The sequence below is a fragment of the Streptomyces lydicus genome (assembly GCF_004125265.1).
Lineage (GTDB): Bacteria > Actinomycetota > Actinomycetes > Streptomycetales > Streptomycetaceae > Streptomyces > Streptomyces lydicus_C.
Window position 1 is genome coordinate 982,704 of record NZ_RDTE01000003.1, and the last position, 24,161, is coordinate 1,006,864.

Here is a 24,161-nt window from a genome sequence, read left to right on the forward strand (position 1 = left end):
TACCCGCCTCACCCGCTACCGTCCCGCCATGGCGATCAACACGGGCGGTATGGACATAGCGGTGATCGGCGGCGGCGTGATCGGGCTGACCTCGGCGATCGCGCTGGCGGAGGACGGGCACCGGGTGCGGGTGGTCAGCCGGGATGCCGCGGGCGCCACGACCTCGGCGGTGGCCGGCGGGCTGTGCTGGCCTTACCGCATCCGGCCCTACGAGCGGGCGGTGCAGTGGTCCGTGCGGTCCTTCCACGTACTCGCCGCGCTCGCCCGGCGGCCGGAGGAGACGGGCGCCCGGATGGTGACGGGCACCATGACGGACGCCACGGACGGCGGCCCGGACGCGCAGGCCGGCGACCGCCCCGGCGAACGCCCCGGCGAACGCCCCGACGACGATCTGGCCGCCTGGTACGACGCGGTGCCCGGACTGCGGCGGGCGAGCGCCGAAGAGCTCCCCGAGGGGTATGCGGCCGGGTGGCGGGCCCGTACTCCTCTGGTGGACATGCCGGCCCACCTCCGCTACCTGGAGCGGCGGTTGACGGCCGCGGGCGGCAGCGTGGAACGGCGTGAGGTCACCTCGCCGGCCGAGGCGGGCCGGAGAGCCGACGTGGTGGTGAACTGCTCGGGGCTGGGCGCGCGTGAGCTCGTACCCGATCCGGAGGTCCATCCGGTCCAGGGGCAGCTGGTGATCGTGGAGAACCCCGGTATCGAGGAGTGGTACGTGTCCGCCGACGCGGGTTCGGCGGACACGACCTATGTGCTGCCGCAGCCCTACGGCGTGGTGCTGGGCGGGACGGCGCGGGAGAACGCGTGGTCGCGGGAGCCCGATCCGGCGGTGGCGGAAGCGATCGTGGCGCGCTGTGCGCGTCGCTTCCCCGAGCTGGCGGGGGCCCGGGTACGGGAGCACAAGGTCGGGCTGCGGCCGGCCCGCCCCGCGGTGCGGCTGGCGGTGGAGCGGCTGCCCGACGGCACGCCGTGCGTCCACAACTACGGGCACGGAGGTGCGGGGGTGACCGTGTCGTGGGGATGCGCGGACGAGGTGCTGCGGAGCGTACGGGCCCTCCGGGAGGGTGACGGGCCACGGGGGCGGTGACGGTGGCGGCGCCCCGCCCGGCCGCGGTGCGGGCCCCGTGACGCCTGTCCGCCGGTCGGCCGGCGGGCACCCGGGACTTGTGAATCGGCGCCGGACGAGATGAAGTTGCCGCCCAAGGGCGCACATCCTTTCACCGGTCTCGTGCGTCTCATGAGCAAGCGGCATTTCTATATCGCCGCACTTCAGGGGCATTTGGAGTATACATTTTGAAAAACCGCAAAATCGGCAAAAGGGGCATGCGTCGCGCGTCCGCGGCGGTTGTCACCGCGGGAGCCGTCCTGACCGCCGGAGCGCTCGCCGCTCCGGCACAGGCCGCCACGCCCACGCCCCCCACGATCGTCGCCAAGGGCGGCTTCGTGATGAACAACGGCACGGGGAAGTCCCTCTTCACCAAGGCCGCTGACACCCGCCGGTCCACCGGCTCCACCACCAAGATCATGACGGCTCGGGTGGTGCTGGCGCAGGCGAACCTCGACCTGGACGCCAAGGTCACGGTCCAGAAGGCGTACAGCGACTACATCGTCGACAACAACTGGGCCTCCTCGGCCAAGCTGATCGTCGGCGACAAGGTCACCGTCCGCCAGCTGCTGTACGGGCTGATGCTCCCGTCCGGCTGCGACGCGGCCTACGCGCTGGCCGACAAGTTCGGCAGCGGCTCCACCCGGGCCGCGCGCGTGCAGTCGTTCATCGGCAAGATGAACTCCACCGCCAAGACGCTGGGCCTGAAGAACACGCACTTCGACTCGTTCGACGGCATCGGCAAGGGTGCGAACTACTCGACACCGCGTGACCTCACCAAGCTGGCGAGCAGCGCGATGAAGTACTCCACCTTCCGTACGGTCGTGAAGACGAAGTCGACCACGCAGAAGGTCACGACGAAGAGCGGTGGCTACCGCAACATGTCGTGGGAGAACACCAACGCCCTGCTCGGCAGCTACTCGGGCACCATCGGCGTCAAGACCGGCTCGGGTCCGGAGGCCAAGTACTGCCTGGTCTTCGCCGCCACCCGGGGCGGCAAGACGGTCATCGGCACGGTCCTGGCCTCCTCCTCGGTGGTCAACCGCACCGCGGACGCCAAGAAGCTGATGGACTACGGCTTCAAGAAGTAGTCCGGTCCGGACGTACGAGGGGCCTGCGCGCAGCCATCCGGCCGCGCGCGGGCCCTTCGCCGTTCCGCTGGTGTCCGGCCGCCCCGCCGCTCCGCACGAGGCGGGGCCGCCGGCCGGCCGGTCAGCCGGTGGCGATCCGCGCCGACACGCAGGGGTCCTCGTTGCGGTAGCCGAGACGGTCGTAGAGCCGTTCGGCGGGAGTGTTGTCCGCGAGCTGCCACAGCGTGCAGAAGCCGTGGTGGCGTACGGCGTACCGGGTCAGCCACGAGGTCAGGCCCGCGCCGAGCCCCTGACCGCGCTGGCGGGCGTCTGTCGCGACGGACGCCATCAGCGGAGCCCCGCTGTCCCGCAGACTGCTCAGGGCGCCGCAGGCCACCAGCTGCCCGTCCGTGCCGCGGATCCCCACCCACAGGGTCACATCGCTGGAGCCGGGGCCGGTGGAGTGGGCCGGGCTGTGCTCGTTGAGGAAGCCGAGCAGTTCCTCGTGGTGCGAGGCGTCGAGAGTGACCACCCGCTCCTCCGCCGGGTGTACGGGCGGTTCCTCCAGCGTCCAGCGGAAGATCCACTCCACGACGTCGGTCACCGGCAGATGCCGCCTGACCTGGTCGGCGGTGCCGCGTGGCCCGGTGAACTCCCGCACCCGCTCGGGCAGGCCCTGCGCGGCACGCAGCACCAGTCCGGCGGCGGGATCCGGTTCGCCGACACACCACAGATGCCCGCGGGCGTCGTCGAGCCAGGCGGCGGCGCCCTGGCCCGACCAGCCGACGCGGCCGGCCGGACGGCGCCGTGCCGCGCCGAAGCGCAGCAGCGCGCCGCCGGTCTGCCGCTCCAGGCCCTGGTCGAACAGGTCTGCGGTCCGGGGGAGAAGAGTCGTTGCCTGCATCGCTCTCTCAGAGTGTTAAGGGAGGCGAACGCCCCGGACACGCGCACACGGGCACGCGCGACCGGAGTCCGTCCATCTGGGTACAGGGGGAGCCCGGCAGCGGCTGCGCACACGCGCGCCCGGCCGACCGGGGCGTCCACTCTGGCATACCGACCCCGGGCCGGGGCAAATCCGCTCGCCACACCCCGGCCCCGCACCGGCCGGCGGCGGGGACACGGGCCGCGGCGGGGACCCCGGACGGCCGGAGGGGCCTGCCGGACGTGACTCCGGCAGGCCCCTCACCTGCACCTATGGCACCTCGGTGCGCATTCCCGCAGGGACGCGGCCGCCAGGTGAACAGTTCGTCAAGGAGTCGTGCTCCGAGCGGATTCGCCGCTCCGAGCGCCGGCGCCGTCGGCGTCCCCGCGGTCCTCGGTGTCCCCGCGGTCCGCACCGTTCCCGTTGCCGCCCGGCCCGATCCGGAACTCGAAGTCACCGTCGTACTGCTCATGGCCCGCGATCACGGCCATCTCGACGGCCTCCTCGCCCTTCTGGCCGCGCACGATCAGCGGATCGCTGCGCAGATCGCGCATCAGCGCCCAGCACATGGCGATCATCACCACCATGAACGGCACCGCGACCAGGATCGTCAGATTCTGCAGTCCGGTCAGGGCGTCGCCGGAACCGCCGCCGATCAGCAGCATGATCGCGGCGACCGCGCCGGTCACCACTCCCCAGAAGACCACCACGAGCCGGGTCGGCTCGAAGGTGCCCTTCTGCGAGAGGGTGCCCATGACGATGGACGCGGCATCGGCGCCGGAGACGAAGAAGATCCCGACCAGGACCATGACCAGGATGCTCATGACCGTGGCGAGCGGATACTGGTGCAGCACGTCGAAGAGGTGGCCTTCGGGAGTGCTGGACCCGCTGAGCTTCTTCTCGGCCTGGAGCTTCATCGCCGAGCCGCCGAAGACCGCGAACCACGCCAGGCTGACCACGCTCGGGACGAGGATGACGCCGCCGATGAACTGGCGGATCGTCCGGCCCCGGCTGATCCGGGCGATGAACATCCCGACGAAGGGCGTCCAGGAGATCCACCACGCCCAGTAGAAGACCGTCCAGCTGCGCAGCCAGCTGCCCACATCGGCGCCGCTGCTGGCCTCCGTACGGCCCGCCAGCTGCGGCAGCTCGCCGATGAACGAGCCGAGGGAGGTCGGCACCAGGTTGAGGATGAGGATCGTCGGGCCGACCACGAAGACGAAGACCGCCAGGATCACCGCCAGCACCATATTGATGTTGGACAGCATCTGAACGCCCTTGGCGATGCCGGAGACCGCGGACAGGATGAAGGCGATGGTCAGCACGGTGATGATCACGACCAGCAGGCTGGTGCTGACGCTGTCCATCCAGCCGAGCACCTTGATGCCGCTGCCGATCTGCAGCGCGCCGAGCCCGAGCGAGGCCGCGGAGCCGAAGAGGGTGGCGAAGATGGCCAGGATGTCGATGACCTGACCGCCCCAGCCGTTCGCCCGCCGGGTCCCGATCAGTGGGGTGAACACCGCGCTTATCGTCTGCCGCCTCCCCCGCCGGAAGCAGCTGTAGGCGATGGCCAGCCCCACGACCGCGTAGATGGCCCACGGGTGCAGCGTCCAGTGGAACATCGTGGTCGCCATCGCGGTGTCCATCGCCTGGGCGGCGTCCTTGGGGTCGGTGCCCGGCGGCGGTGTGGTGAAGTGCCCCAGTGGCTCACTGACGCCGTAGAACATCAGGCCGATGCCCATGCCCGCGCTGAACATCATCGCGATCCAGGACACGGTCCGGAACTCGGGGTCCTCGCCCTCCTTGCCGAGGGTGATCCGGCCGTACTTGCTCACGGCGAGCCAGATCGCGAAGATCACAAAGCCGGAGGCGGAGAGCACGAACGCCCAGCCCCCGTTGTCGATCACCCAGTTCAGCATGGCTGTCGAGGCGTTCTTGAGGGATTCGGTGGACGTCGCTCCCCAGGCGATGAAGGCGAGGGTGAGCAGCGCGGTCACCCCGAAGACCACACGGTCGGTCTGCGGGGGCCCGGTCCGCCGCGGGTCTTCGGGAAGATCCGCGAGGGCAGGGGTGGCACCCCCGTCTCTGGCTCCTTTGACTGTGTCCGACACGTGTCAACCTCTCCCTGTACTTCAATGGGCCATATTTTCCTTACCCGTTACCCCCTACCACACGAGGGCAGACGCTCATGGGCTTCGCGACCGTAAGGTGATAACCGGCCCGCTGGTCCAACAGCAGCGGGACGAGCGTGCGCAGCGACTGGCGCAGCGGCACGAGAGCGCCCTCCCCGGCCCGCTGCCAGAGCACTCCGTGCAGCGCCAGCTCGTCCTTGACCTGCGCGAACCGTGCCGCGTCGAGACGGTAGGCGCAGGGCGGGACGGCCAGGATCCCGCCGGCCCCGGGGGGTTCGTTGTCCGCACCATCGAGGTAGACGGGGCCGCGGTCGGCGTAACCGCTGAGGCGGGCGGTGGCGGTGGCCGCCTCGATGCGCGGACGGTGCCGGACGGCGAAGGTGAACGCGCCGTCCAGTGCGGCCAGTTGGGAGTCCACCCGGCGCCGGTTGTTGAGCGCGGGGTCGGCCTTCTCGGCGGCGGTGAGGGCGTCGACCCGGGTCTCGACGAGCAGTCCCACCGCGCCCTTCACCCCGGTGATGTTGCGCAGGATCCGTTCCTGGCCGTCGCCCGCGACCTGCTTGACGGGGTCGCCGGTCTCCGGGTCGGCCCAGATGCCGTAGACGCCGGTGGAGAATCCGGCGCGGCGGACGGCGGGTTCGACGAAGTCCCTGGAGAGCGCGGTGGCTTCGCGGTGCACCCCGTCGGCGGTGTTGAGGTTGCGGGGCCACAGGGACAGCAGGTCCTTCTGGTAATACGGCGCGGTGGGGCCGTATTCGTGCAGGTCGAGGAGGGTGTCGGGGCGGTAGTCGCGGAGGACGGCGGCCATCGCGCGGGACTCGGCGGTGTGCAGGGCCAAGTGATCGCGGTTGATGTCCACGCCGTCGGAGTTGCCGCGGGTGTCCGCGGCCCGGCCGTCGGGGTTGGCGGTCGGGAGGACCAGCACGCTGGTGTGCTCCAGGAGCCGCCGGACGGCCGGGGCCTTGCTGAAGGCGAGGTGGCGGACGGCGGTCAGACACGCCTCGCGCCCGGCGGGTTCGTCGCCGTGCTGGGAACAGACCAGCAGGACGGAGTTGCCGCGGCGGACGTCCGCCGGGCGCTCGGGGGCCGGGGCGCCGATCCTGACCAGCCGGATCGGGCGGCCCTGCCGCGTGGTGCCGATCCGGTCGATACGCACCCGCGCCGAGGTGCGGTCGACGGTGGTGAGGAACGTCCGCTCCTCGGCTCCGGTGGTCCAGCGGGCGCCGTGGCTGGTTTCGAATCCCGTACGGGGTGTGGGGGTCCCGGTCGCGCCGGCGGGAGGGGTCGGCGGGGTCGCGCCGAGGAGAGGGGCCGTCAGTCCGATGACCAGCGTCCCCAGGGCCAGGCGGCAGATGCGGGACCTCACGAGGGTGCCTCCCTTGGGTGGGCGGTGGGGGTGACGTGCGGTGACGTGCGGGCCGGGCGGGGCCGCCCGCGGTGGGCGGCCCCGGGCGGTCATCCGCCGGCCGGCATCCGGCTGATCGAGCGCGGCGGGGCGATCCCGGCCGGCGGTGTGGCGGCGGCCGGGTGACGGGGTGCGCCCGCGGTGGCCCGTGCGAAGGCCGGGGCGCCACCGGTCAGCGGCAGTCGGGCAAAAGTACGGGAGAGGTCGAGGGTGAGCTGCGGGGTGGAGGCGGGCGGGTCGATCAGACCGGCGTCGGTTCCGGCCACGATGAGCGCAAGCCGGTGTCCGGCGGGCACGAGGTGATCGCTCGCGGCCAGGTCCAGGGTGAGGGTGTAGCGCTTGCCCGGGGTGAGCGGGCGGCCCTTGTGGGGGTCGGCCCAGTTGCCGAGGTCGGCCCAGCCGCGGCTGAAGACGGTGTATCCGACCTTCCGGGTGTCGGCGGCGGTCTCCTTGAAGCAGCCGGTGTCGCCCGGGGTTCCGGAGCCCCAGCAGGTGCGCGTGCCGAGGGTGGTGATGCCCTCGCCGTCGGCCGCGTAGTTGCGGATGGTGTCGGGGCCGAGGTCCACCAGGACGGCGGAGAGATGGGCGGTCGTGGTGCTCGGGGTGGCGGTCACCGTCACCTTGCCGGCGCCGGACAGCCGCAGTGGGGCGCGCAGCGGTGCGGTGCTGAATCCGGCCTTGGCGGGCGTCGGTTCGTCGATCCGGGCCGCCCAGTCGGCCTCGCTCAGCTTCGGGTCGTCGGTGAAGACCGCACTCGCGCCGTGCGGCGCCCTGGCGGTGCCCAGCACGCCGACGCCGGGTGCACTGCCGCCGCGCGGCCGGAGGGTGGTGGTCCGGGTGCCGGGGGCGGGCCACTGCGGGTCGGTGGACCAGGTGCCGGGGGAACGCTCGATATCGGCCATCGGGGCGCGGTCGATGCCGTTGTCGTAGCCCATCAGGTAGTGGTCGAACCAGTGGTGCAGGGTCGTGACCCACTCCCCGCGGCGGAAGTCGAAGGGATCGACGTGCCCCGTCTGGGAGAGCCAGATCTTGCGGGCGACGCCGTGCCGGGCGAGTGCGTCCCACCACTGCCCGGCGTGCCGGGTGCGGACGTTGAGGTCCTGCATGCCGTGCACCATCAAGACGCTGGCCCGGACCTTGTCCGCGTGCCGCACGTAGTCGCGTTCGGTCCACAGACCGGTCCAGTCACCGCTGCGCGGCGCTCCGTCGGCGAGTTTCTTCTGCATCGCGGCACAGCGCTTGTGCGCGTCGGGGCTGTTGACCAGATCCGCGAGGGCATCGGGGCCCGAGTCGTAGAGCGGGGCGCCCTGGGCGAAGTAGTAGTCGTACCAGGAGGAGATACCGGCGATCGGGACGATGGTCTTCAGCCCCTTGACGCCGGTGGCCGCGACGCCGTTGGCGATGGTGGCGTCCCAGCTCTTGCCGATCATGCCGGTGCTGCCGTTGGACCAGCCGGCGGTGACGGGGGTGCCTCCCGTACGGGTGGTGTAGGCGCGGCCTCTCCCGCCGAGCCAGTCGATCACGGCCTTGGCCGACCCGACGTCGGAGCGCCCGCCGACATCGGTGCAGCCGTCCGAGCGGTTGGTGCCCGCGAGGTCGACGAGGACGGTCGCATAGCCGCGCGGCACGAAGTAGTTGTCGTAGTAGAGCGGGAACTGGACCGGCCGGCCGTGGTCGTCGTAGGTCTTCTTCTGGCTCTCGTTGCCTCGTCCGCAGCAGGAGTAGTACGGGCTGGCGTCCATGATCACCGGGATCCGGCGGCCCTGCTGTGCGGGTTCGGCGGGCCGCACGATGTCGACGGCGACGCGGTCGGTCCTGCCGTCCGCGTCGCCGTCGAGCCGTGTGTCCACCCAGACCGATTCGCGTATCGCGTGGTCGTAGGAGTAGACGGGTCTGCTCTCGCGGGGCGCCGCCTGCGCGGCGGCCGGCCCGGTCAGGGCTGACAGCAGGGCGGCGACGGCCGCCACCACGAGCACGGTGAAGGGGGTGCGGAGGATCCGCGCAGGATTCGTCACGGGCGGACGGTAGCGCGGCTCAACTCCCGTGCGTAAGAGCCTGTCCCGCAACCCTGGCCGTCCCGGCCGCCACGGCCGCCGTGGGAGAAGCGGCGCCGGAGCACGGGGCCGGAGGGCGGCGCGTACCGGAACCCCGCCGACCGCTGCGGCCGGCCGGCGGCCAACGGGTCCCGCAGAGGGGGGTTCATGTCGGTCATGTGTCAGATAAGGCCATGTACATGACGTCGCCGCTCCCCCGTGCATAGGGTCTGACGAGAGCCATCCCCCTACGAGTTGGAGGACTCGTGCGTCACAGACTCCTGGTCCCGGGTGCCGCCGCACTCAGCCTGCTGCTGGCGATCCCGGCCTCCGCGGCCGGCTTCACCCCGGGCGCTCCGGGTGTGGGCGACAGCTACTACCCCGAGAGCGGAAACGGCGGCTACGACGTTTCCCACTACGACCTGCGACTCAAGTACCAGCCCAAGACGGACCTGTTGGAGGGCACGGCGACGCTGCTCGCCAAGACCACCCAGGACCTCTCGCGCTTCAACCTGGACTTCGGCCTCAAGGTCAGCGAGATCCGGGTCAACGGCAAGAAGGCCTCCTTCGCCACGTCCGGCAAGCACGAGCTGGAGGTCACCCCGGCCACGCCGCTGGAGAAGGGCAAGCAGATCAGCGTCGTGGTGCGCTATGCGGGCAAGCCCTCCGAGCTGAAGATCGACAACTTCAGCGCCTGGGCCCGTACACCCGACGGCGCGGTGATCGCCCAGGAGCCGGACGCCGCCGTGTGGTGGTTCCCGAGCAATGACCACCCCACCGACAAGGCGACCTACGACATCTCGGTGGCGGTCCCGGACGGCACCCAGGCGCTGAGCAACGGCGTGCTGGCCTCGCAGTCCTCCCAGCTGGGCTGGACGCGCTACAACTGGCGCTCGGACAAGCCGCAGGCCACGTACCTGACGACGCTGGCAATCGGCAAGTTCGACATCACCACCGACAAGACCGCGAACGGCCTGCCGGTCATCAACGCGGTCAGCAAGGACCTCGGCGCGAACGCCGGCTCGGCACGGGCCAGCATCGAGCGCACCGCCGAGGCCACCGAGTGGCTGGAAAGCGTCTTCGGCCCCTACCCGTTCAACGCGGTGGGCGGCTATGTGCCGAACGTGCCGGCCCACTACGCCCTGGAGACCCAGACCCGCCCGTTCTACGGCGAGAAGGCCTTCGACCGCGGGACCAACGTCTCCGTCGTCGTACACGAACTGGCCCACCAGTGGTACGGCGACAGTGTCTCCCTCAAGGACTGGAAGGACATCTGGATCAACGAGGGCTTCGCCGCGTACAGCCAGTGGCTGTGGTCGGAGAAGGAGGGCGAGGGCACCGCGCAGGAGCTCGCGGACTACGTCTACGCCCAGCACCCGGCCGATGATCCGTTCTGGAAGGTGAAGCCGGGCAACCCCGGCGCGGAGAACCAGTTCGACGACGCCGTCTACGACCGGGGCGCGCTGGCCCTCCAGGCGCTCCGCGACAAGGTCGGCGACAAGGTCTTCTTCGGGCTGCTCAAGTCCTGGCCGACGGAGCACAGGTACGGCAACGCCTCGGTGGCCGACTTCGTGAAGTTCGCCGAGAAGAATTCCGGAAAGAAGCTTGCCGGGTTCTTCGACACCTGGCTGTTCCAGCCGTCCAAGCCCACGGCGGGCGCGGGCAAGCAGGCGTTCGGCGCGGGGAAGGCGCCGGTCGCCGAGCCCAAGTCGTGGAAGCAGATCGCGGCCACGCACGACGTGCACCGGCACTGACGCGGCACACGGGCTCCCGCTCCGGCGCCCGTGGCAGCGATCCGGCCGGAGCCGGGGTGCTCACCCCCTCCGGCCGGCTTCGTTTGCGCCTACCCGCGCGCCGCCTGCCGGGCCCGGCGTGCGAGCGGCAGGAAGCGTAGGCGCTCCGGAAGCACCGGAACCACGGCGCGGACGACCCGCCCGAAGCGGCGCAGCCGGCGCTCCTGTGCGTCCGTCCACTCCAGTCCGATGGCGCATCGGGCCTCCGGCGGCATCAGGCCGATCGTGAGGAAGCGGCGGAAGCGGGCGAACCGCGGGCACAGCCACGGCCAGGTCAGCCGGAGGAACAGCCGCAGCCACCGCGGGCCACGGTCCGGGACCGGCAACACCGGATCCGTCGCCACCAACTCCCGCACCACCGCGGTCGCTTCGAGTTCGCTGTCGAGAACCTTTTGGTAGTACGGCCAGAACTCCTCGACGGACTGCGGCATATCGCGGTCGTGGATCCCCAGGATCCGCCCGACCTGAAGCCATTCCGCGTACAGCTGCCGCTCCTGCGCCTCGGTGAAGGGGCGCCCGAGATAGCGCTGCGCGTTCCGGAAGACGGGGTATCCGGTGGCGTGCACCCAGGCGTAGTAGGCGGGGGTGAGCGCGTGATACTTGCGACCGTGAGCGTCGGTCCCCTGGATGGTCTTGTGCAGCTGCCGCAGCCGGCGCCCCTCCGCTGCCGCGCCCTCGCCTCCGTACACCCACAGCTGCAACGAGGTCAGCGACCGCTCCCCGCGCCCCCACGGGTCCGTACGGAACACGGAGTGGTCATCCACTCCGGCACCCACCGCCGGGTGTGCGACCTGCATGGTCAGCGCGGCCGGCAGGGTCAGCAGAATGCGGACGTCCCCGGCCAACGACCAGAGCACGCCTCCGACCGGCGGGGGTTGTGAGTAAGTTTCTACCGTATTCATCTTATTAATCATGATACGGCGGGGTCGATGACCGACGGACGCGGGGGTGCCCGGCCGGCACGCCCCTTCGGCGCCCCGCCGCATGGACGCGCCTGACCCGCTCGACATCGAACGAGGTTCGCGCGCGGGCGAGTTGCCTTCACATCAAGGGCGTACGCGACTGAAGCAGGGCACCGCACGGGCCACCTACGGGCGGGCCACCACGGACAGACCCTCGAAGACCACCGCCGGCCACTGCGCCACCGCGACGGGGTCGCTACGACACCCCCGACCCTGCACCCACCCCCGCCACACACAGCCGCCGCACCCCTTGGGCGACATTAGCCCGTAAGGGTGATTTTGCCTTGAGATAAGCACCCATGAGCTGGGTCGATGACACCACCGAATTTCCTGGGTGGGCGCAGATGGTGACACGGGAATCACGGAACGCGACACTCGCGACATCTGTCCGAACCACCCAAAAGGAGCACACTCATGTCCTGCCCTCCCCCTCCGATCGACGCCCGCAAGGCACTCGACTTCCTGAGAACGAGCGGGCTCGTCGACCTCGGCGTTCCGCTGGAGAGAGTCGTCGATCAGGTCAGCCAGCTCGATGATGTGGCCGGCTACGTCCTCGCCTGGGAGCGCTACGTCCTGGTGGTCGCCAACCAGGTCGCCGAGCCCGACGACTCCGCAGCGCGCAACTGACCGTTGACTGCACCGATCGCCGGGAGGCATCCGATGAACACGACGCAACCCGGTGACGGTATGTCACAAAGGCGCGCGGTGGAGACCCGGGCAGTTGCCTGGCTCGCTGCGCGCCACCATCTGATCGATCCGGCCGAAGCCGCCACGGACCGGGTGCTGTTCGCCCGCAAGGCGCTCATCGAAACCGCCTTCCTGGTGGGGCTGCGGGCGCGCCTCGCCCCCGAGCCGCTGGAGCCCGACTACGCGGCCCTCCTCGCTCAGGTCGAGAAGATCACGGCCCGCCCCTCCTACCGGGAGCTGATCGCCCGGGACGAAACGGCCCTCCTGTTGTACGCGGGGACCTATGCGGCACTCCGGCTCTGCGGACGCGAGGACCCGGAGTTCCGGCAGGTCATCACGCAGGCCGCGGCCGGAGGGTATGCGACGGTCTTCGAACGGATCCCGTACCGGCAGCTCGATCTGCTGCACACCCTGGAGCTGTGCGGCGTCCGCCACACGCTGCCGGCCATGGACGACGTCCTGCCGTTCACCCTGCTCTGCAACAGCCCGAATGTCGCCAAGCTCACCGACCGCGACATCTACGCCATCACCCACACGATCTTCTACGCCACCGACTTCGGCCTCCGTGAGCCCCGCTGGCCACAAGACTTCGACCCGGGCACGGCGGTGGAACTGCTCGAAGCCCTGCTCGTTCTCACCCTCGGCCAGGAGAACGCCGACCTGGTGGGAGAACTCCTGTGCTGTCTGCTGTGCCTCGGGGTGCGGGACTCTCCAGAAGCCTGCCGGGCATGGGAGTTCCTTACTGCGGTGCAAGAGGCCGACGGGCGGGTCAACGGGCCCCCTGGTGTGGTCCACCCCGAACTGGCCGGCGGGGACGAGGCGTACGCACACTGGGCCACTGGCTACCACACCACCATCGTCGCCGCCCTGGCCGCGCTCCTGGACCGCAGCCCCAGGGTGGTGCGGAGGCACCGGCCGTCCGCGCCCAAGCCGCATCTGACCGTGGAGGAACCACTTCGGCGGGCAGTGGTGTGGCTGGCCGACACGGCCCGGCGCCAGGCCCCTGCCACACACCTGCCGGCCGCGGCGGCTGTCGCGCATGCAGCCGAGGCCCTGGGCGAACCCGAGCTTGCCCGACCCCTGCTCCTGGATTTCTCCGCACGTCTCGCGGACGTGGACGCGGACGTGTGGCAGGAACACGGGATGGAGGTCGTGGGCGAGTTCGCCTTCGGTCTGCGGACTCACAAGATCACCTGCGCATCACTCGACCTCTTCCTCAAATCCGCCGCCGCTGCTGTCGAGCTCCTGGACAGAGTTCCCCCGCAGGCCGTACGGAACGTCCGACGCCTGGTCGACCTGGGGTTGATCTCCCCCGACTGCGCGGCCGCGCGGGGGAACGCGGAAGCCGCCACACGACACTCAGCATCGAAGACGACAGCCGCCGGCCTCCCCCACGCCTGGAAGAACTACCACCTGGGGCACATCGCCGCCCTCGTCCGGGACTGGACTCTCGCCGGTCGGGCACACCACCGCATCACCCGCGACGCGCTCGCCTTCCTCCTCTCCCAGCAGAGCCCTTGCGGCGCCTTCGGCCGCCCGGCCTGCGACGACCCGGCCACCCGGGAACGAACGATGCTCTCGTGGACCCAGAGCATCGTCACCGCCCTCACCGCCGTACACACCACCTGCAGCCCGGTTCCCGCTGCCCGGCAACCGTGCCCGTGACCCGGGCCAGGAAATACACCTATACCGATCTCTTCGATCAGCTCTCTTCGATCACCATCCGCCGATCGGCAGGCGAACGGTGGCCGTACTGCCGGCGACGGGCGGCGCGCGGCGGCGGCCGGCGGATTTCAGCGGTCGTAGACCGTCACCGGTATGCCGCGCCGGGTGAGCCGCTCGGATATCAGCGGCTCCACCCGGGACCACCTGCCGCCCGCCAAGCCGCAGCCGATCCGCGGCATATGGACCGACGCGCCGAGTTCCCCGGCCCGGTCCGCGACCCGGCCGAGACCGGTGTCGATGGCGTCGTACCGCACGGGGGCTCCCTTGCTGCCCGTACGGATGCCCCGCTGCCCGACGACATTGGCCACCCAGAGGCGGTCGGCGACCTGGACGAACTGTGCGGCACCCAGCCCGAAGTCGTTCTTCGCACGCTCGCGGTGCCACCGGCGGTAGGCGGCCTCCGGCTCCGGCCAGCGCCGGGAGAGCGCCAGTACGAAGCCCTTGCCCCAGCCGCCCAGGTCGTTGCAGAGATGCGTGATCATTTTGACGCCCTTGCCCTGCGGTGCGGAGGCGTCCCCCTTGAGGTATGAGATCCCCGTACTCTCAGTCATGCCCCCACGGTAAGGGCGGGCACTGACAATCGGCCGGGGCCGAGGAACCGTGCCGCGCAGGGACCGGTTCCGCCGCCCGTGGCCGCTGCCGCGCAGGCGAAAGGGCGGTCGCGGACGCCTCCCGGCCTCCGCGACCGCCCCTGGTTCCGCGGGCGTGCGCTACTGCGCGACTACTTCGACAGCTCGCGTTCCTCGGCGATGCGGTTCACCCGGCCACGGACCGCGAACCAGCCGCCGACCAGCGCGACGGCGAGGACCGGGATCAGCATGACGGTCTGCCGGCCGACACCGTCGTCGAACCACATCAGGACGATGACGCCGAGGAGGAAGGCCATGGTGGCGATGTCGGTGACCGGCGTACCGGGGAGCCGGAAGCGCGGGCGCTCGACCAGGCCCTCCTTCGAGCGGCGCACGAACACCATGTGGCAGACCATGATCGTGCACCAGGTGCTGATGATGCCCAGTGCCGCGATGTTCAGGACGATCTCGAACGCCTCGCCCGGCAGGGCGTAGTTGAGCGCGACGCCCAGCACACACACCGCGGAGGTGAGCATGATGCCGCCGTACGGCACCTGGTTGCGGTTCATCAGGCCGGCGAACTTGGGCGCGGAGCCCGCCATCGACATGGAGCGCAGGATGCGGCCGGTCGAGTAGAGCCCGGAGTTCAGGCTGGACATCGCCGCGGTCAGCACCACGAGGTTCATCACGTCGCCCGCGGCCGGCACACCGACGTTGGACAGCACCGTGACGAAGGGGCTCTGGCCGTCGACGTACTGGTTCCACGGCAGCAGCATCGCCAGCAGGATCACCGAGCCGACGTAGAAGACGCCCACCCGCCACATGATGGAGTTGACGGCCTTCGGCACGACCTTCTCCGGCTCGCCGGTCTCACCGGCGGTCACACCGACCAGCTCCACGGCGGAGTAGGCGAAGACCACGCCCTGGAGCACGATCACCACGGGCAGCAGGCCGGTCGGGAAGATGCCGCCGTTGTCGGTGAGCAGATTCAGCCCTGGTGTGTGGCCGCCGACCGGGTGCTGGGTGGCCAGCAGGAAGATGCCGATGAACATGAAGACGACCAGCGCCGCGACCTTGATGATCGCGAACCAGAACTCCAGCTCACCGAAGATCTTCACCGAGATCAGGTTCACGGTCAGCACGACCGCCAGCGCGATCAGCGCCATCACCCACTGCGGGATGCTGGTGAACAGGCTCCAGTAGTGGGTGTAGAGCGCGATCGCGGTGATGTCGGCGATACCGGTCGTGGACCAGTTGACGACGTACATCCAGCCGGCGACGTAGGCGCCCTTCTCCCCCAGGAACTCACGGGCGTAGGAGACGAACGAACCCGACGACGGGCGGTGCAGCACCAGCTCGCCCAGGGCCCTCACCACGAAGAAGGCAAAGAGGCCACACACCGCATAGGCAATCGCCAGCGCGGGTCCGGCGGAGTGCAGTCGGCCACCGGCACCCAGGAACAGGCCGGTGCCGATCGCTCCACCGATGGCGATCATGTTGATGTGCCGGCCCTTGAGGCCCTTGCTGTAGCCCGCGTCGCCCGCATCCTGCTGCGCGCCGCTTCCCCCGTCAGGTGACCCGTGGGCTGTCTCGGTGACGGTTTCTGTGCTCACTGGTGGTGCATCTCGCTTTCGGGGAGGCGCTTGAGCGATTGCCGGTCCCGCGGATCGTGCGGACGGCCGACGGCACACCTTCCCTGAAGAGCGCTCCCCCGTCTGTGGGCAAGATCACATCGTGTACGGGCCATCTAAGATTTGTCCGTATTTGTCGTGAGTTACCTGGCGTAATAGTTTCAGGAGAGGTGCCAGTTCACCCGATTCCGGGCCTCCCTTGCCGCCTGGCAACCAAAATTTCTTGACCTGTTTCCTCCGGATCAGGAGCAAGTTTGGCCTCCGTGACAATCCGCTCGGGGTCCGTGACGATCTGCGCGATCGCCACAACGGCGATGCGCTCGGCCTCCGTGACGGCCCGCTCGGCCTTCGCGTACCCCCATGGCCCGGCTCCCGGCAGCGGCGCCATGCGGCAAGGAGGGGACAGAGGCACAGGGAAAGGAAGGGAGGAAGAAGGGGCAGAAGGTTTTACAGGAGTGGTGAGACAGCAATACTGATGAACATGATGGAGTCAGCCACCGGCCTGACGGTCGACGAACTGGCCGCCCGTGCCGGCGTCACCGTCCGCACGATCCGCTTCTACAGCACCCGCGGCCTGCTGCCGCCGCCGGAGATCGGTCCACGCCGGGTCGGCCGCTATGGCCCCGACCACCTCTCACGGCTCGCGCTCATCGAGGAACTCCAGCACCAGGGGCTGACGCTCTCCGCCATCGAACGCTATCTGGAGCAGTTGCCGCCGGATCTGAGCGCCCAAGATCTGGCCATCCACCGGGCGCTGGTGGCGAGTTGGATCCCGGACAAGGCGGAGGACGCCACCCGGGCCCAGCTGGAGCGGCGGGTCGGCCGGGCGCTGACCGAGGAGGACCTGGACCGGCTGGCGGCCATGAGTGTGCTCGTACGGACCGATGACCCGCAGGTCTTCCGGGTCGATCCGGGTCTGCTGCACCTGGGTGCCCGGCTGCTGGACGTCCCGATCGCGCTGGAGACCATCATCGCGGCGCGCACCGTCGTCATCGAGCACACCCGCTCGGCGGCCCGGGAGCTCAGCAGGCTCTTCAAGGACGAGGTGTGGGAGCCGTACCGGGGCGGCGGACCGGACGAGGAAGAGCTGGCGAGGATGAAGTCGCTCTCGGCCCATATGCAGCCGATGGTGGTGCAGGCCCTGGTCACCGCCTTCCAGCGGTCGATGAAGCAGGAGCTGCGGGAGTCGTTCGGCAAGGAGGGCGACCAGGGGCCGGGGGGCGGCCGCACCTCGCCGGGGTGAGGGGCGGGCCGCCGGGGCCCGCCCCTGTGACCGGTCGGTCCCTGGCCGGTCGGTTCACGGGCCGGCGGTCAGGGACCGACCGGCCCGTGGCCTGTCAGCCCATGGGCGGTCGGTCCGTGGCCGTCAGACCAAGACCGTTCAGTCGCTGAACTTCTCGCCCTTCTCGGCCTTTTCGACCAGCAGCGCGGACGGCGCGAACCGGTCTCCGTAGGCCGCCTGCAGCTCGCGGGCGCGGGCCACGAAGCCGGGCAGACCGACACGTTCCTCCTGCCCCGGGCCACCCTGGTAGCCGTTGATGTACTGGATCACGCCGCCGGTCCAGCCCGGGAAGCCGATCCCGAGGATGGAGCCGATGTTGGCGTCGGCGACGGAGGTGAGCACGCCCTCCTCGAAGCAGCGGACGGTGTCCAGGGCCTCGGAGAAGAGCATCCGCTCCTGCATGTCGAGGAACGGGACCGCGGTGTCCTTCTTGGTGAAGTGCTCGCGCAGGCCGGGCCACAGGCCGGCGCGCTTGCCGTCGTCCCCGTACTCGTAGAAGCCGGCGCCGGCGCTGCGGCCGGGGCGGCCGAACTCGTCGACCATCCGGTCGATCACGGCGTCGGCCGGGTGCGGCTGCCAGGTGCCGCCGGTCTCCTCGACGGCCCGCTTGGTCTCCTCTCGGATCTTGCGCGGCAGGGTGAGGGTCAGCTCGTCCATCAGGGACAGCACCTTGGCCGGGTAACCGGCCTGGGCCGCCGCCTGCTCGACGGAAACCGGGTCGACGCCTTCGCCGATCATCGCCACGCCTTCGTTGATGAAGTGGCCGATGACACGGGAGGTGAAGAAGCCGCGTGAGTCGTTGACGACGATCGGGGTCTTCTTGATCTGGCGGACCAGGTCGAAGGCGCGGGCCAGCGCCTCGTCGCCGGTCCGCTCCCCCTTGATGATCTCCACCAGCGGCATCTTGTCGACCGGCGAGAAGAAGTGCAGCCCGATGAAGTCCTGGTCGCGCTCGACGCCTTCGGCCAGCAGCGTGATGGGCAGGGTGGAGGTGTTGGAGCACAGCAGCGCGTCGGGAGCGACGATGTGCTGGATCTCCTTGAACACCTTGCGCTTGAGCGCGACGTCCTCGAAGACCGCCTCGATGACGGCGTCACAGCCCGCGAGGTCCGCCGGCTCGGCGGTGGGCGTGATGCGCGCCAGGAGCTCGTCGCGCTTCTGCTCGGTCGTACGGCCCCGGGAAAGCGCCTTGGCGAGCAGCCCCTCCGCGTACGCCTTGCCCTTCTGCGCCGCCTCCGGGGTGATGTCCTTGAGGACGACCTGCATCCCGGCCCTGGCGCAGGAGTAGGCGATGCCCGCGCCCATCATCCCGGCGCCGAGGACCGCGACCTTCTCGACCTTGCGGGGCGCGATGTCCTTGGGCCGGTTGGCGCCGGAGTTGACGGCCTGCAGGTCGAAGAAGAACGCCTGGATCATGTTCTTGGAGATCTGGCCGGTCACCAGCTCGACGAAGTAGCGCGCCTCGATGGTCTGCGCGGTCTCGAAGTCGACCTGGGAGCCCTCCACCGCCGCGGCGAGGATGTTGCGCGGGGCGGGGTAGGGGGCGCCGTTCAGCTGCTTCTTGAGGTTGGCGGGGAACGCCGGGAGGTTGGCCGCGAACTTCGGCTGGGCGGGGGTTCCGCCCGGGATGCGGTAGCCCTTGACGTCCCAGGGCTGCTGGGACTCGGGGTGCTCGTCGATGAAGGTGCGGGCCTTGGCCAGCAGCTCCTCGGGGGTGGTCGCGACCTCGTGGATCAGCCCGGCGTCCTTGGCGCGGGTGGCGTTGTACTGGGTGCCCTGGAGCAGCACCTTCAGCAGCGCGTCGGCGATGCCGAGCAGCCGGACCGTACGGGTGACGCCGCCGGCGGCGGGCAGCAGGCCGAGAGTGACCTCGGGCAGGCCGATCTTGGTGCCGGGGGTGTCGAGGGCGATGCGGTGGTGGCAGGCGAGCGCGATCTCGTAACCGCCGCCCAGCGCCGCGCCGTTGACCGCGGCGACGACGGGTTTGCCCAGGGTCTCGATACGGCGCAGGTCGCGCTTGATGCCGTTGCCCGACTCGAAGGCCTGCTGGGCCTTGTCGGGGGTGACGGCGATCAGGTCGCGCAGGTCGCCGCCGGCGAAGAAGGTCTTCTTGGCGGAGGTGAAGATGATGCCGCGGATGCTGTCCTTCTCGGCCTCCAGGCGGTCGGCGACCGCGGTGAGAGAGGCCTTGAAGGCGTTGTTCATGGTGTTGGCGGACTGGTCCGGGTCGTCCAGGACCAGGGTGACGATGCCGGTCTCGTCCTGTTCCCAGCGAATGGTCGACACAGCAGCGGATTCACTCATGGTGCGTACTCCGTAGTGGGTGGGACGAGGGTCAGAGGCGCTCGATGACGGTGGCGATGCCCATACCGCCGCCGACGCAGAGGGTGGCCAGGCCGTAGCGCTTGTCCTGCCGCTCCAGCTCGTCGATCAGGGTGCCGAGGATCATCGCGCCGGTGGCGCCGAGGGGGTGGCCCAGGGCGATGGCGCCGCCGTTGACATTGACCTTGTCCAGGCTGAGGCCCATGTCCTTCACGAAGCGCAGCACGACGGCGGCGAAGGCCTCGTTGATCTCGACCAGGTCGATGTCGTCGATGGTCAGCCCGGCCTTGGCGAGGGCCTTGCGGCTGGCGGGCGCGGGGCCGGTGAGCATGATCGTCGGCTCGGAGCCGGAGACCGCGGCGGAGAGGATACGGGCCCGGGGGGTCAGGCCGTAGCGCTCGCCGACCTCCTTGGAGCCGATGGCGACGAGCGCCGCGCCGTCCACGATGCCGGAGGAGTTGCCGGCGTGGTGGACGTGGTCGATCTTCTCGACCCAGTGGTACTTCTGCAGGGCGACCGCGTCGAAGCCGCCGGCGTCACCGATGGTGGCGAAGGACGGCTTGAGGCCGCCCAGGGAGTCGGCGGTGGTGCCGGGGCGCATGTGCTCGTCGTGGTCGAGGACGACCAGGCCGTTGCGGTCGCGCACCGGGACGACGGAGCGGTCGAACCGGCCGTCCTTCCAGGCCTCGGCCGCGCGCTCCTGGGAGAGCGCGGCGAACTCGTCGACATCCCGGCGGGTGTAGCCCTCGATCGTGGCGATCAGGTCGGCGCCGATGCCCTGCGGGACGAAGCCGGTGTCGAAGTTGGTCATCGGGTCGGCGAACCAGGCGCCGCCGTCGGAGGCCATCGGGACCCGCGACATGGACTCGACGCCGCCCGCCAGGACCAGGTCCTCCCATCCGGAACGCACCTTGGCGGCGGCCATGTTGACGGCCTCCAGACCTGAGGCACAGAAGCGGTTCTCCTGGACGCCGGCCACGGTGTCGGGCAGCCCGGCGGCGATCGCCGCGATCCGGGCGATGTCGGAGCCCTGGTCGCCGACCGGTCCGACGACGCCGAGCACGATGTCGTCGACAGCCGCCGGGTCCAGCCCGGGGAAGCGGCGGCGCACTTCATGGATCAGACCGACGACCAGGTCGATCGGCTTGGTGCCGTGCAGTGCGCCATTGGCCTTGCCGCGGCCGCGCGGGGTGCGGATCGCGTCGTATACGTACGCTTCGGTACTCAAGTCAACAAGCCTTTCGCATGAGGGTGGAGGCAGGGGCAGCGGGTGGGGACCGGGGCCGGTCCGCGGTCAGCCGAGCAGGGAGCGTCCGATGATCTCCTTCATGATCTCGGTGGTCCCTCCGTAGATCGTCTGGATACGGCCGTCGGTGAAGGCCTTGGCCACGCGGTATTCCGCCATATAGCCGTAGCCGCCATGGAGTTGCAGACAGCGGTCGGCGACGCGCTTTTGCAGTTCGGTGGCCCACCACTTGGCCATCGAGGCGTGCACCGCGTCCAGTTCGCCGGCGGAGTGGTCGGCGATACAGCGGTCGAGGAACGCCCGGGTGACGGCGCATTCGGTGGCCATCTCGGCTATCTCGAAGCGGATGTGCTGGAGCTTGGCCAGCGGCCTTCCGAAGGCCTCGCGCTCCTTGACGTACTCGCTGGTGATCTCCAGTAGGTGTTCGGCACCGGCGACAGCGGCGACGGCGATGCCCATCCGCTCCTGGGCGAGATGGGTCATCAGATGAACGAAGGCGCCGTTCAGCGTGCCGAGCAGGTTCCCCTTGGGAACGCGGACGTCGTGGAAGAACAGCTCGGCGGTGTCCTGGGACTTCTGCCCGATCTTGTCGAGGTTGCGGCCACGCTCGAAGCCCGCCATGCCCCGCTCGACGACCAGCAGGCTCAGGCCGTGCGCCCCGCCTTCCGGCGTCGTTTTGGCCACGACGATGACCAGGTCGGCGAGGATGCCGTTGGAGATGAAGGTCTTGGACCCGTTGAGGATCCAGTGGTCGCCCGCGTCCTCGGCATGGGTGCGGATGCCCTGCAGGTCGGAGCCCGCGCCGGGCTCGGTCATCGCGATGGCGGTGACGATCTCGCCACTGCAGAAGCCGGGCAGCCAGCGGCGCTTCTGCTCCTCGGTGCCCAGCGTCGTCAGGTAGGGGCCGATGATGTCGTTGTGCAGGCCCACGGCCAGCCCGGACGCGCCCACCCGGGTGAATTCCTCGGCCAGCACCGCGCTGTAGCGGAAGTCGTGCTGTCCGCCCCCGCCGTACTCCTCGGGAACCGCCAGGCCCAGGAGTCCCTGCTTGCCGGCCGCCCGCCAGGCGTCCCGGCTGACGATGCCGTCCTTCTCCCACTGCTCGTAGTACGGCGTCACTTCCCTGGCGAGGAAGGTCCGTACGACCTTGCGGAAGGCCTCGTGGTCCTCGGTGAAGATCTGGCGCTTCATCTGCGCGGTCATGCTGCGGGCCCTCCTCGGAGCCGGTTCCTGACGGTGTCGGACGGCGTGGTGCGCGGCCGCCCCACGGGATGGCGCCGGACGACGCCCATGGCGGGCCGCCCGCCCCACATGTCGCCGGCCCTCCCCAGGGGGAAGGCCGCGGCCTCTTCGGCAGCCGGACACGGGCCGGCCGCGTACGGGAGCGTGCTGGCGGGTGCCATCAGCCGGCCGTGTCCTGCTGCCCGGTACGGACCGGGCCGCCGGGCGGGTCGGCGGCGACGCGCGGGGCGAGGAGGCCGGGGACCTGCCAGTCACGGGCGATCTCCACGACGTCGGCGCCGGGCTGCGCAGGGGGTGTGCGTACCGCGCCCGGAGTGCGCGAGAAGCGCGGCGCGGGCGCGGGCTGGGTGAGTCCACCGTGCTCGACGAAGGTGCCGCGGGCGGCGAGATGCGGGTGCTGCGGGGCCTCGCGCAGGGAGAGCACCGGCGCCACACAGGCGTCGGACCCCGCGAAGACCGCCGTCCATTCCTCGCGGGTACGCGTCTTGAAGCGGGCGGCGATGGTGGTGCGCAGCTCGCCCCAGGCGGTGAGGTCGTCGCGGCTGGGCGCCTCCTCTTCGATGCCCAGCAGCCGGATGAAGGTGCCGTAGAACCGCGCCTCCAGCGCGCCCACCGCCATATGGCCGCCGTCGGCGGTCTCGTAGGTGCCGTAGAAGGGTGCCCCGCCGTCGAGCAGATTCGCACCGCGCCGGTCCTGCCAGCCGCCGGCCGCCAGCATGCCGTGGATCATCGCCGTCAGGTGGGCCGTGCCGTCGACGATGGCGGCGTCGACGACCTGGCCCGTGCCGCCCTCGGTGCGGGCGTGCTGGAGGGCGGCGAGGACGCCGATGACGAGGTAGAGGGAGCCGCCTGCGTAGTCACCGAGGAGATTGGCGGGGATCGCGGGCGGGCCGTCGGACGGGCCGATCATGCCCAGGGCGCCCGTAATGGCGATATAGCCGATGTCGTGTCCGGCCGTGTCGGCGAGCGGGCCCTGCTGTCCCCAGCCCGTCATCCGGCCGTAGACCAGCCGGGGGTTGCGCGCCAGGCACTCCTCGGGCCCCACTCCCAGCCGCTCGGCCACGCCCGGGCGGTACCCCTCGATCAGCACATCGGCGCGTGCGGCCAGTTCGAGCACCTGCGCCACCCCTTCGGGGCTCTTCAGGTCCACCAGCACGGAGCGCTTGTTGCGGTTGGTGACGTCATGGGCCGGATCGACGCCCAGCCCCGGGCCTCCTGGCCGGTCGGCGCGGACGACATCCGCGCCGAGGTCGGCCAGGAGCATGGCGGCGAACGGACCGGGGCCGATGCCCGCGAGTTCGACCACCCGCACCCCGCTCAGCGGGCCGTTCCCTGACTCCGTCATCGCGCCCCATGCCCCTTCGCCTGTGACACTTCTGATGTAACACTTGCGATGTTAAGAACGTGTTCCACTTTCCACAAGACCCCCGTGCCAGGTGGCACCAGCCACAAGGCCCGCGCCGGCGATGCTCAACTGCCATCGCCGTCGCGGGCCTTCGCGCGCCTGCTGCCGCTGCGTCGCTATCCCCCGTCGAGCTCGGCGATGAGCTTTTTGGGGGCTATGACGCGATACGACTCCTCCGCCCAGTCGCACAGCAGATCGGCCGGCGGAGCGCCCGGCTCCGCCAGCGGGACCCGCACCCATCCGGACCTGCCCAGGCCGTAGCCCGCGGGCTGGGCGCCGGGCAGGGTCAGGGCATGGGCGTGCGCTGCGGGATCCTTCAGTTTCAGCGTGACCCCGTGCGGGCGGTCGCCGCCATCGATGCCGAGGAAGACGAAGACCTTCTTGTTGACCTTGATGACGCTCTCGCCCCAGGGGAACTCCTCCACGGTCCCCGGAAGGCCGAGCGCGAACGCGCGCACCCGCTCCCGTACCGCCGCCGGACCCGCCGCCTTCGCCATGCGCTCCTCCACATCCGTCCCCCGTACGGCACCGCTCGCGCCGCCGCCCGGCGCCACGCTCGTCACGCGCGGGCCGCCCAACGCATTCCACGCTAACGGCGACCACTGACAACGGCCCGCGGAGCGCCGGACG

The 24,161-nt window shown here is 70.3% G+C and carries 19 protein-coding genes; 6 read left to right on the plus strand and 13 right to left on the minus strand.

The genetic code is table 11. From position 1 onward, the window contains the following. Positions 1-28: 28 nt before the first annotated feature. Both D9V36_RS07105 and D9V36_RS07110 read left to right on the plus strand, forming a co-directional pair. Complete coding sequence (locus D9V36_RS07105; protein ID WP_241720740.1) at positions 29-1,087, plus strand: FAD-dependent oxidoreductase; 1,059 nt, start codon at positions 29-31, stop codon at positions 1,085-1,087. A gap of 236 nt (positions 1,088-1,323) precedes the next feature. Further along, on the plus strand, positions 1,324-2,196 hold the full coding sequence (locus D9V36_RS07110) for a D-alanyl-D-alanine carboxypeptidase family protein (protein ID WP_129293020.1): 873 nt from the start codon (positions 1,324-1,326) through the stop codon (positions 2,194-2,196). Positions 2,197-2,317: 121 nt separating this feature from the next. Here D9V36_RS07110 and D9V36_RS07115 read toward each other — a convergent pair whose 3' ends face one another. The 4 genes from D9V36_RS07115 to D9V36_RS07130 all read right to left on the minus strand — a co-directional run bounded on the left by D9V36_RS07115 (position 2,318) and on the right by D9V36_RS07130 (position 8,649). Continuing rightward, positions 2,318-3,079: a GNAT family N-acetyltransferase gene (locus tag D9V36_RS07115; protein ID WP_129293021.1), complete on the minus strand. Its 762-nt coding sequence runs from the start codon at positions 3,077-3,079 to the stop codon at positions 2,318-2,320. A gap of 344 nt (positions 3,080-3,423) precedes the next feature. After that, positions 3,424-5,208 (minus strand): BCCT family transporter, encoded by a 1,785-nt coding sequence (locus D9V36_RS07120; protein WP_206739614.1) that lies wholly within the window; start codon positions 5,206-5,208, stop codon positions 3,424-3,426. A gap of 40 nt (positions 5,209-5,248) precedes the next feature. Continuing rightward, positions 5,249-6,595, minus strand: coding sequence for a M14 family metallopeptidase (locus D9V36_RS07125; RefSeq protein ID WP_129293022.1), 1,347 nt, complete (start codon positions 6,593-6,595; stop codon positions 5,249-5,251). An 89-nt stretch (positions 6,596-6,684) separates the two neighbouring features. Then, the gene (locus tag D9V36_RS07130) at positions 6,685-8,649 is read right to left on the minus strand and encodes a Xaa-Pro dipeptidyl-peptidase (RefSeq protein ID WP_206739616.1); all 1,965 of its coding nucleotides are present in this window, start codon (positions 8,647-8,649) and stop codon (positions 6,685-6,687) included. Positions 8,650-8,933: 284 nt separating this feature from the next. Here D9V36_RS07130 and D9V36_RS07135 point away from each other — a divergent pair, with 284 nt between their 5' ends. Beyond that, on the plus strand, positions 8,934-10,421 hold the full coding sequence (locus tag D9V36_RS07135; RefSeq protein WP_129293023.1) for a M1 family metallopeptidase: 1,488 nt from the start codon (positions 8,934-8,936) through the stop codon (positions 10,419-10,421). Positions 10,422-10,510: 89 nt separating this feature from the next. On the opposite strand, the gene D9V36_RS07140 is transcribed toward D9V36_RS07135, so the two are convergent. Further along, entirely contained in the window at positions 10,511-11,362 is an 852-nt protein-coding gene (locus D9V36_RS07140) for an oxygenase MpaB family protein (RefSeq protein ID WP_206739617.1), read from the minus strand. 474 nt (positions 11,363-11,836) lie between these two features. On the opposite strand from D9V36_RS07140, the gene D9V36_RS07145 reads away from it, so the two are divergent. Both D9V36_RS07145 and D9V36_RS07150 read left to right on the plus strand, forming a co-directional pair. Beyond that, positions 11,837-12,049 carry a hypothetical protein gene (locus D9V36_RS07145; protein ID WP_129293024.1) on the plus strand — a complete coding sequence of 71 codons (213 nt, stop codon included), beginning with the start codon at positions 11,837-11,839 and terminating at the stop codon, positions 12,047-12,049. 33 nt (positions 12,050-12,082) lie between these two features. After that, positions 12,083-13,774 carry a DUF6895 family protein gene (locus D9V36_RS07150; RefSeq protein ID WP_206739618.1) on the plus strand — a complete coding sequence of 564 codons (1,692 nt, stop codon included), beginning with the start codon at positions 12,083-12,085 and terminating at the stop codon, positions 13,772-13,774. A gap of 128 nt (positions 13,775-13,902) precedes the next feature. Here D9V36_RS07150 and D9V36_RS07155 read toward each other — a convergent pair whose 3' ends face one another. The 3 genes from D9V36_RS07155 to D9V36_RS07165 all read right to left on the minus strand — a co-directional run bounded on the left by D9V36_RS07155 (position 13,903) and on the right by D9V36_RS07165 (position 16,422). After that, complete coding sequence (locus tag D9V36_RS07155) at positions 13,903-14,385, minus strand: macro domain-containing protein (protein WP_129293025.1); 483 nt, start codon at positions 14,383-14,385, stop codon at positions 13,903-13,905. A gap of 170 nt (positions 14,386-14,555) precedes the next feature. Continuing rightward, positions 14,556-16,016: an amino acid permease gene (locus tag D9V36_RS07160; RefSeq protein WP_129293026.1), complete on the minus strand. Its 1,461-nt coding sequence runs from the start codon at positions 16,014-16,016 to the stop codon at positions 14,556-14,558. Between the two features lie 196 nt (positions 16,017-16,212). Further along, entirely contained in the window at positions 16,213-16,422 is a 210-nt protein-coding gene (locus tag D9V36_RS07165; protein ID WP_129293027.1) for a hypothetical protein, read from the minus strand. A gap of 93 nt (positions 16,423-16,515) precedes the next feature. Here D9V36_RS07165 and D9V36_RS07170 point away from each other — a divergent pair, with 93 nt between their 5' ends. Further along, the gene (locus tag D9V36_RS07170; RefSeq protein ID WP_277753407.1) at positions 16,516-17,277 is read left to right on the plus strand and encodes a MerR family transcriptional regulator; all 762 of its coding nucleotides are present in this window, start codon (positions 16,516-16,518) and stop codon (positions 17,275-17,277) included. A 138-nt stretch (positions 17,278-17,415) separates the two neighbouring features. On the opposite strand, the gene D9V36_RS07175 is transcribed toward D9V36_RS07170, so the two are convergent. From D9V36_RS07175 to D9V36_RS07195, 5 genes are all read right to left on the minus strand, one after another. Further along, complete coding sequence (locus tag D9V36_RS07175) at positions 17,416-19,620, minus strand: 3-hydroxyacyl-CoA dehydrogenase NAD-binding domain-containing protein (protein WP_129293029.1); 2,205 nt, start codon at positions 19,618-19,620, stop codon at positions 17,416-17,418. Positions 19,621-19,651: 31 nt separating this feature from the next. Beyond that, on the minus strand, positions 19,652-20,866 hold the full coding sequence (locus tag D9V36_RS07180) for an acetyl-CoA C-acetyltransferase (RefSeq protein ID WP_088801031.1): 1,215 nt from the start codon (positions 20,864-20,866) through the stop codon (positions 19,652-19,654). Positions 20,867-20,932: 66 nt separating this feature from the next. Next, entirely contained in the window at positions 20,933-22,075 is a 1,143-nt protein-coding gene (locus D9V36_RS07185) for an acyl-CoA dehydrogenase family protein (RefSeq protein WP_129298250.1), read from the minus strand. A 211-nt stretch (positions 22,076-22,286) separates the two neighbouring features. Next, positions 22,287-23,471: a CaiB/BaiF CoA transferase family protein gene (locus tag D9V36_RS07190; RefSeq protein WP_164992899.1), complete on the minus strand. Its 1,185-nt coding sequence runs from the start codon at positions 23,469-23,471 to the stop codon at positions 22,287-22,289. 176 nt (positions 23,472-23,647) lie between these two features. After that, positions 23,648-24,028: an MmcQ/YjbR family DNA-binding protein gene (locus tag D9V36_RS07195; RefSeq protein ID WP_129298252.1), complete on the minus strand. Its 381-nt coding sequence runs from the start codon at positions 24,026-24,028 to the stop codon at positions 23,648-23,650. Between the last annotated feature and the right edge of the window lie 133 nt (positions 24,029-24,161).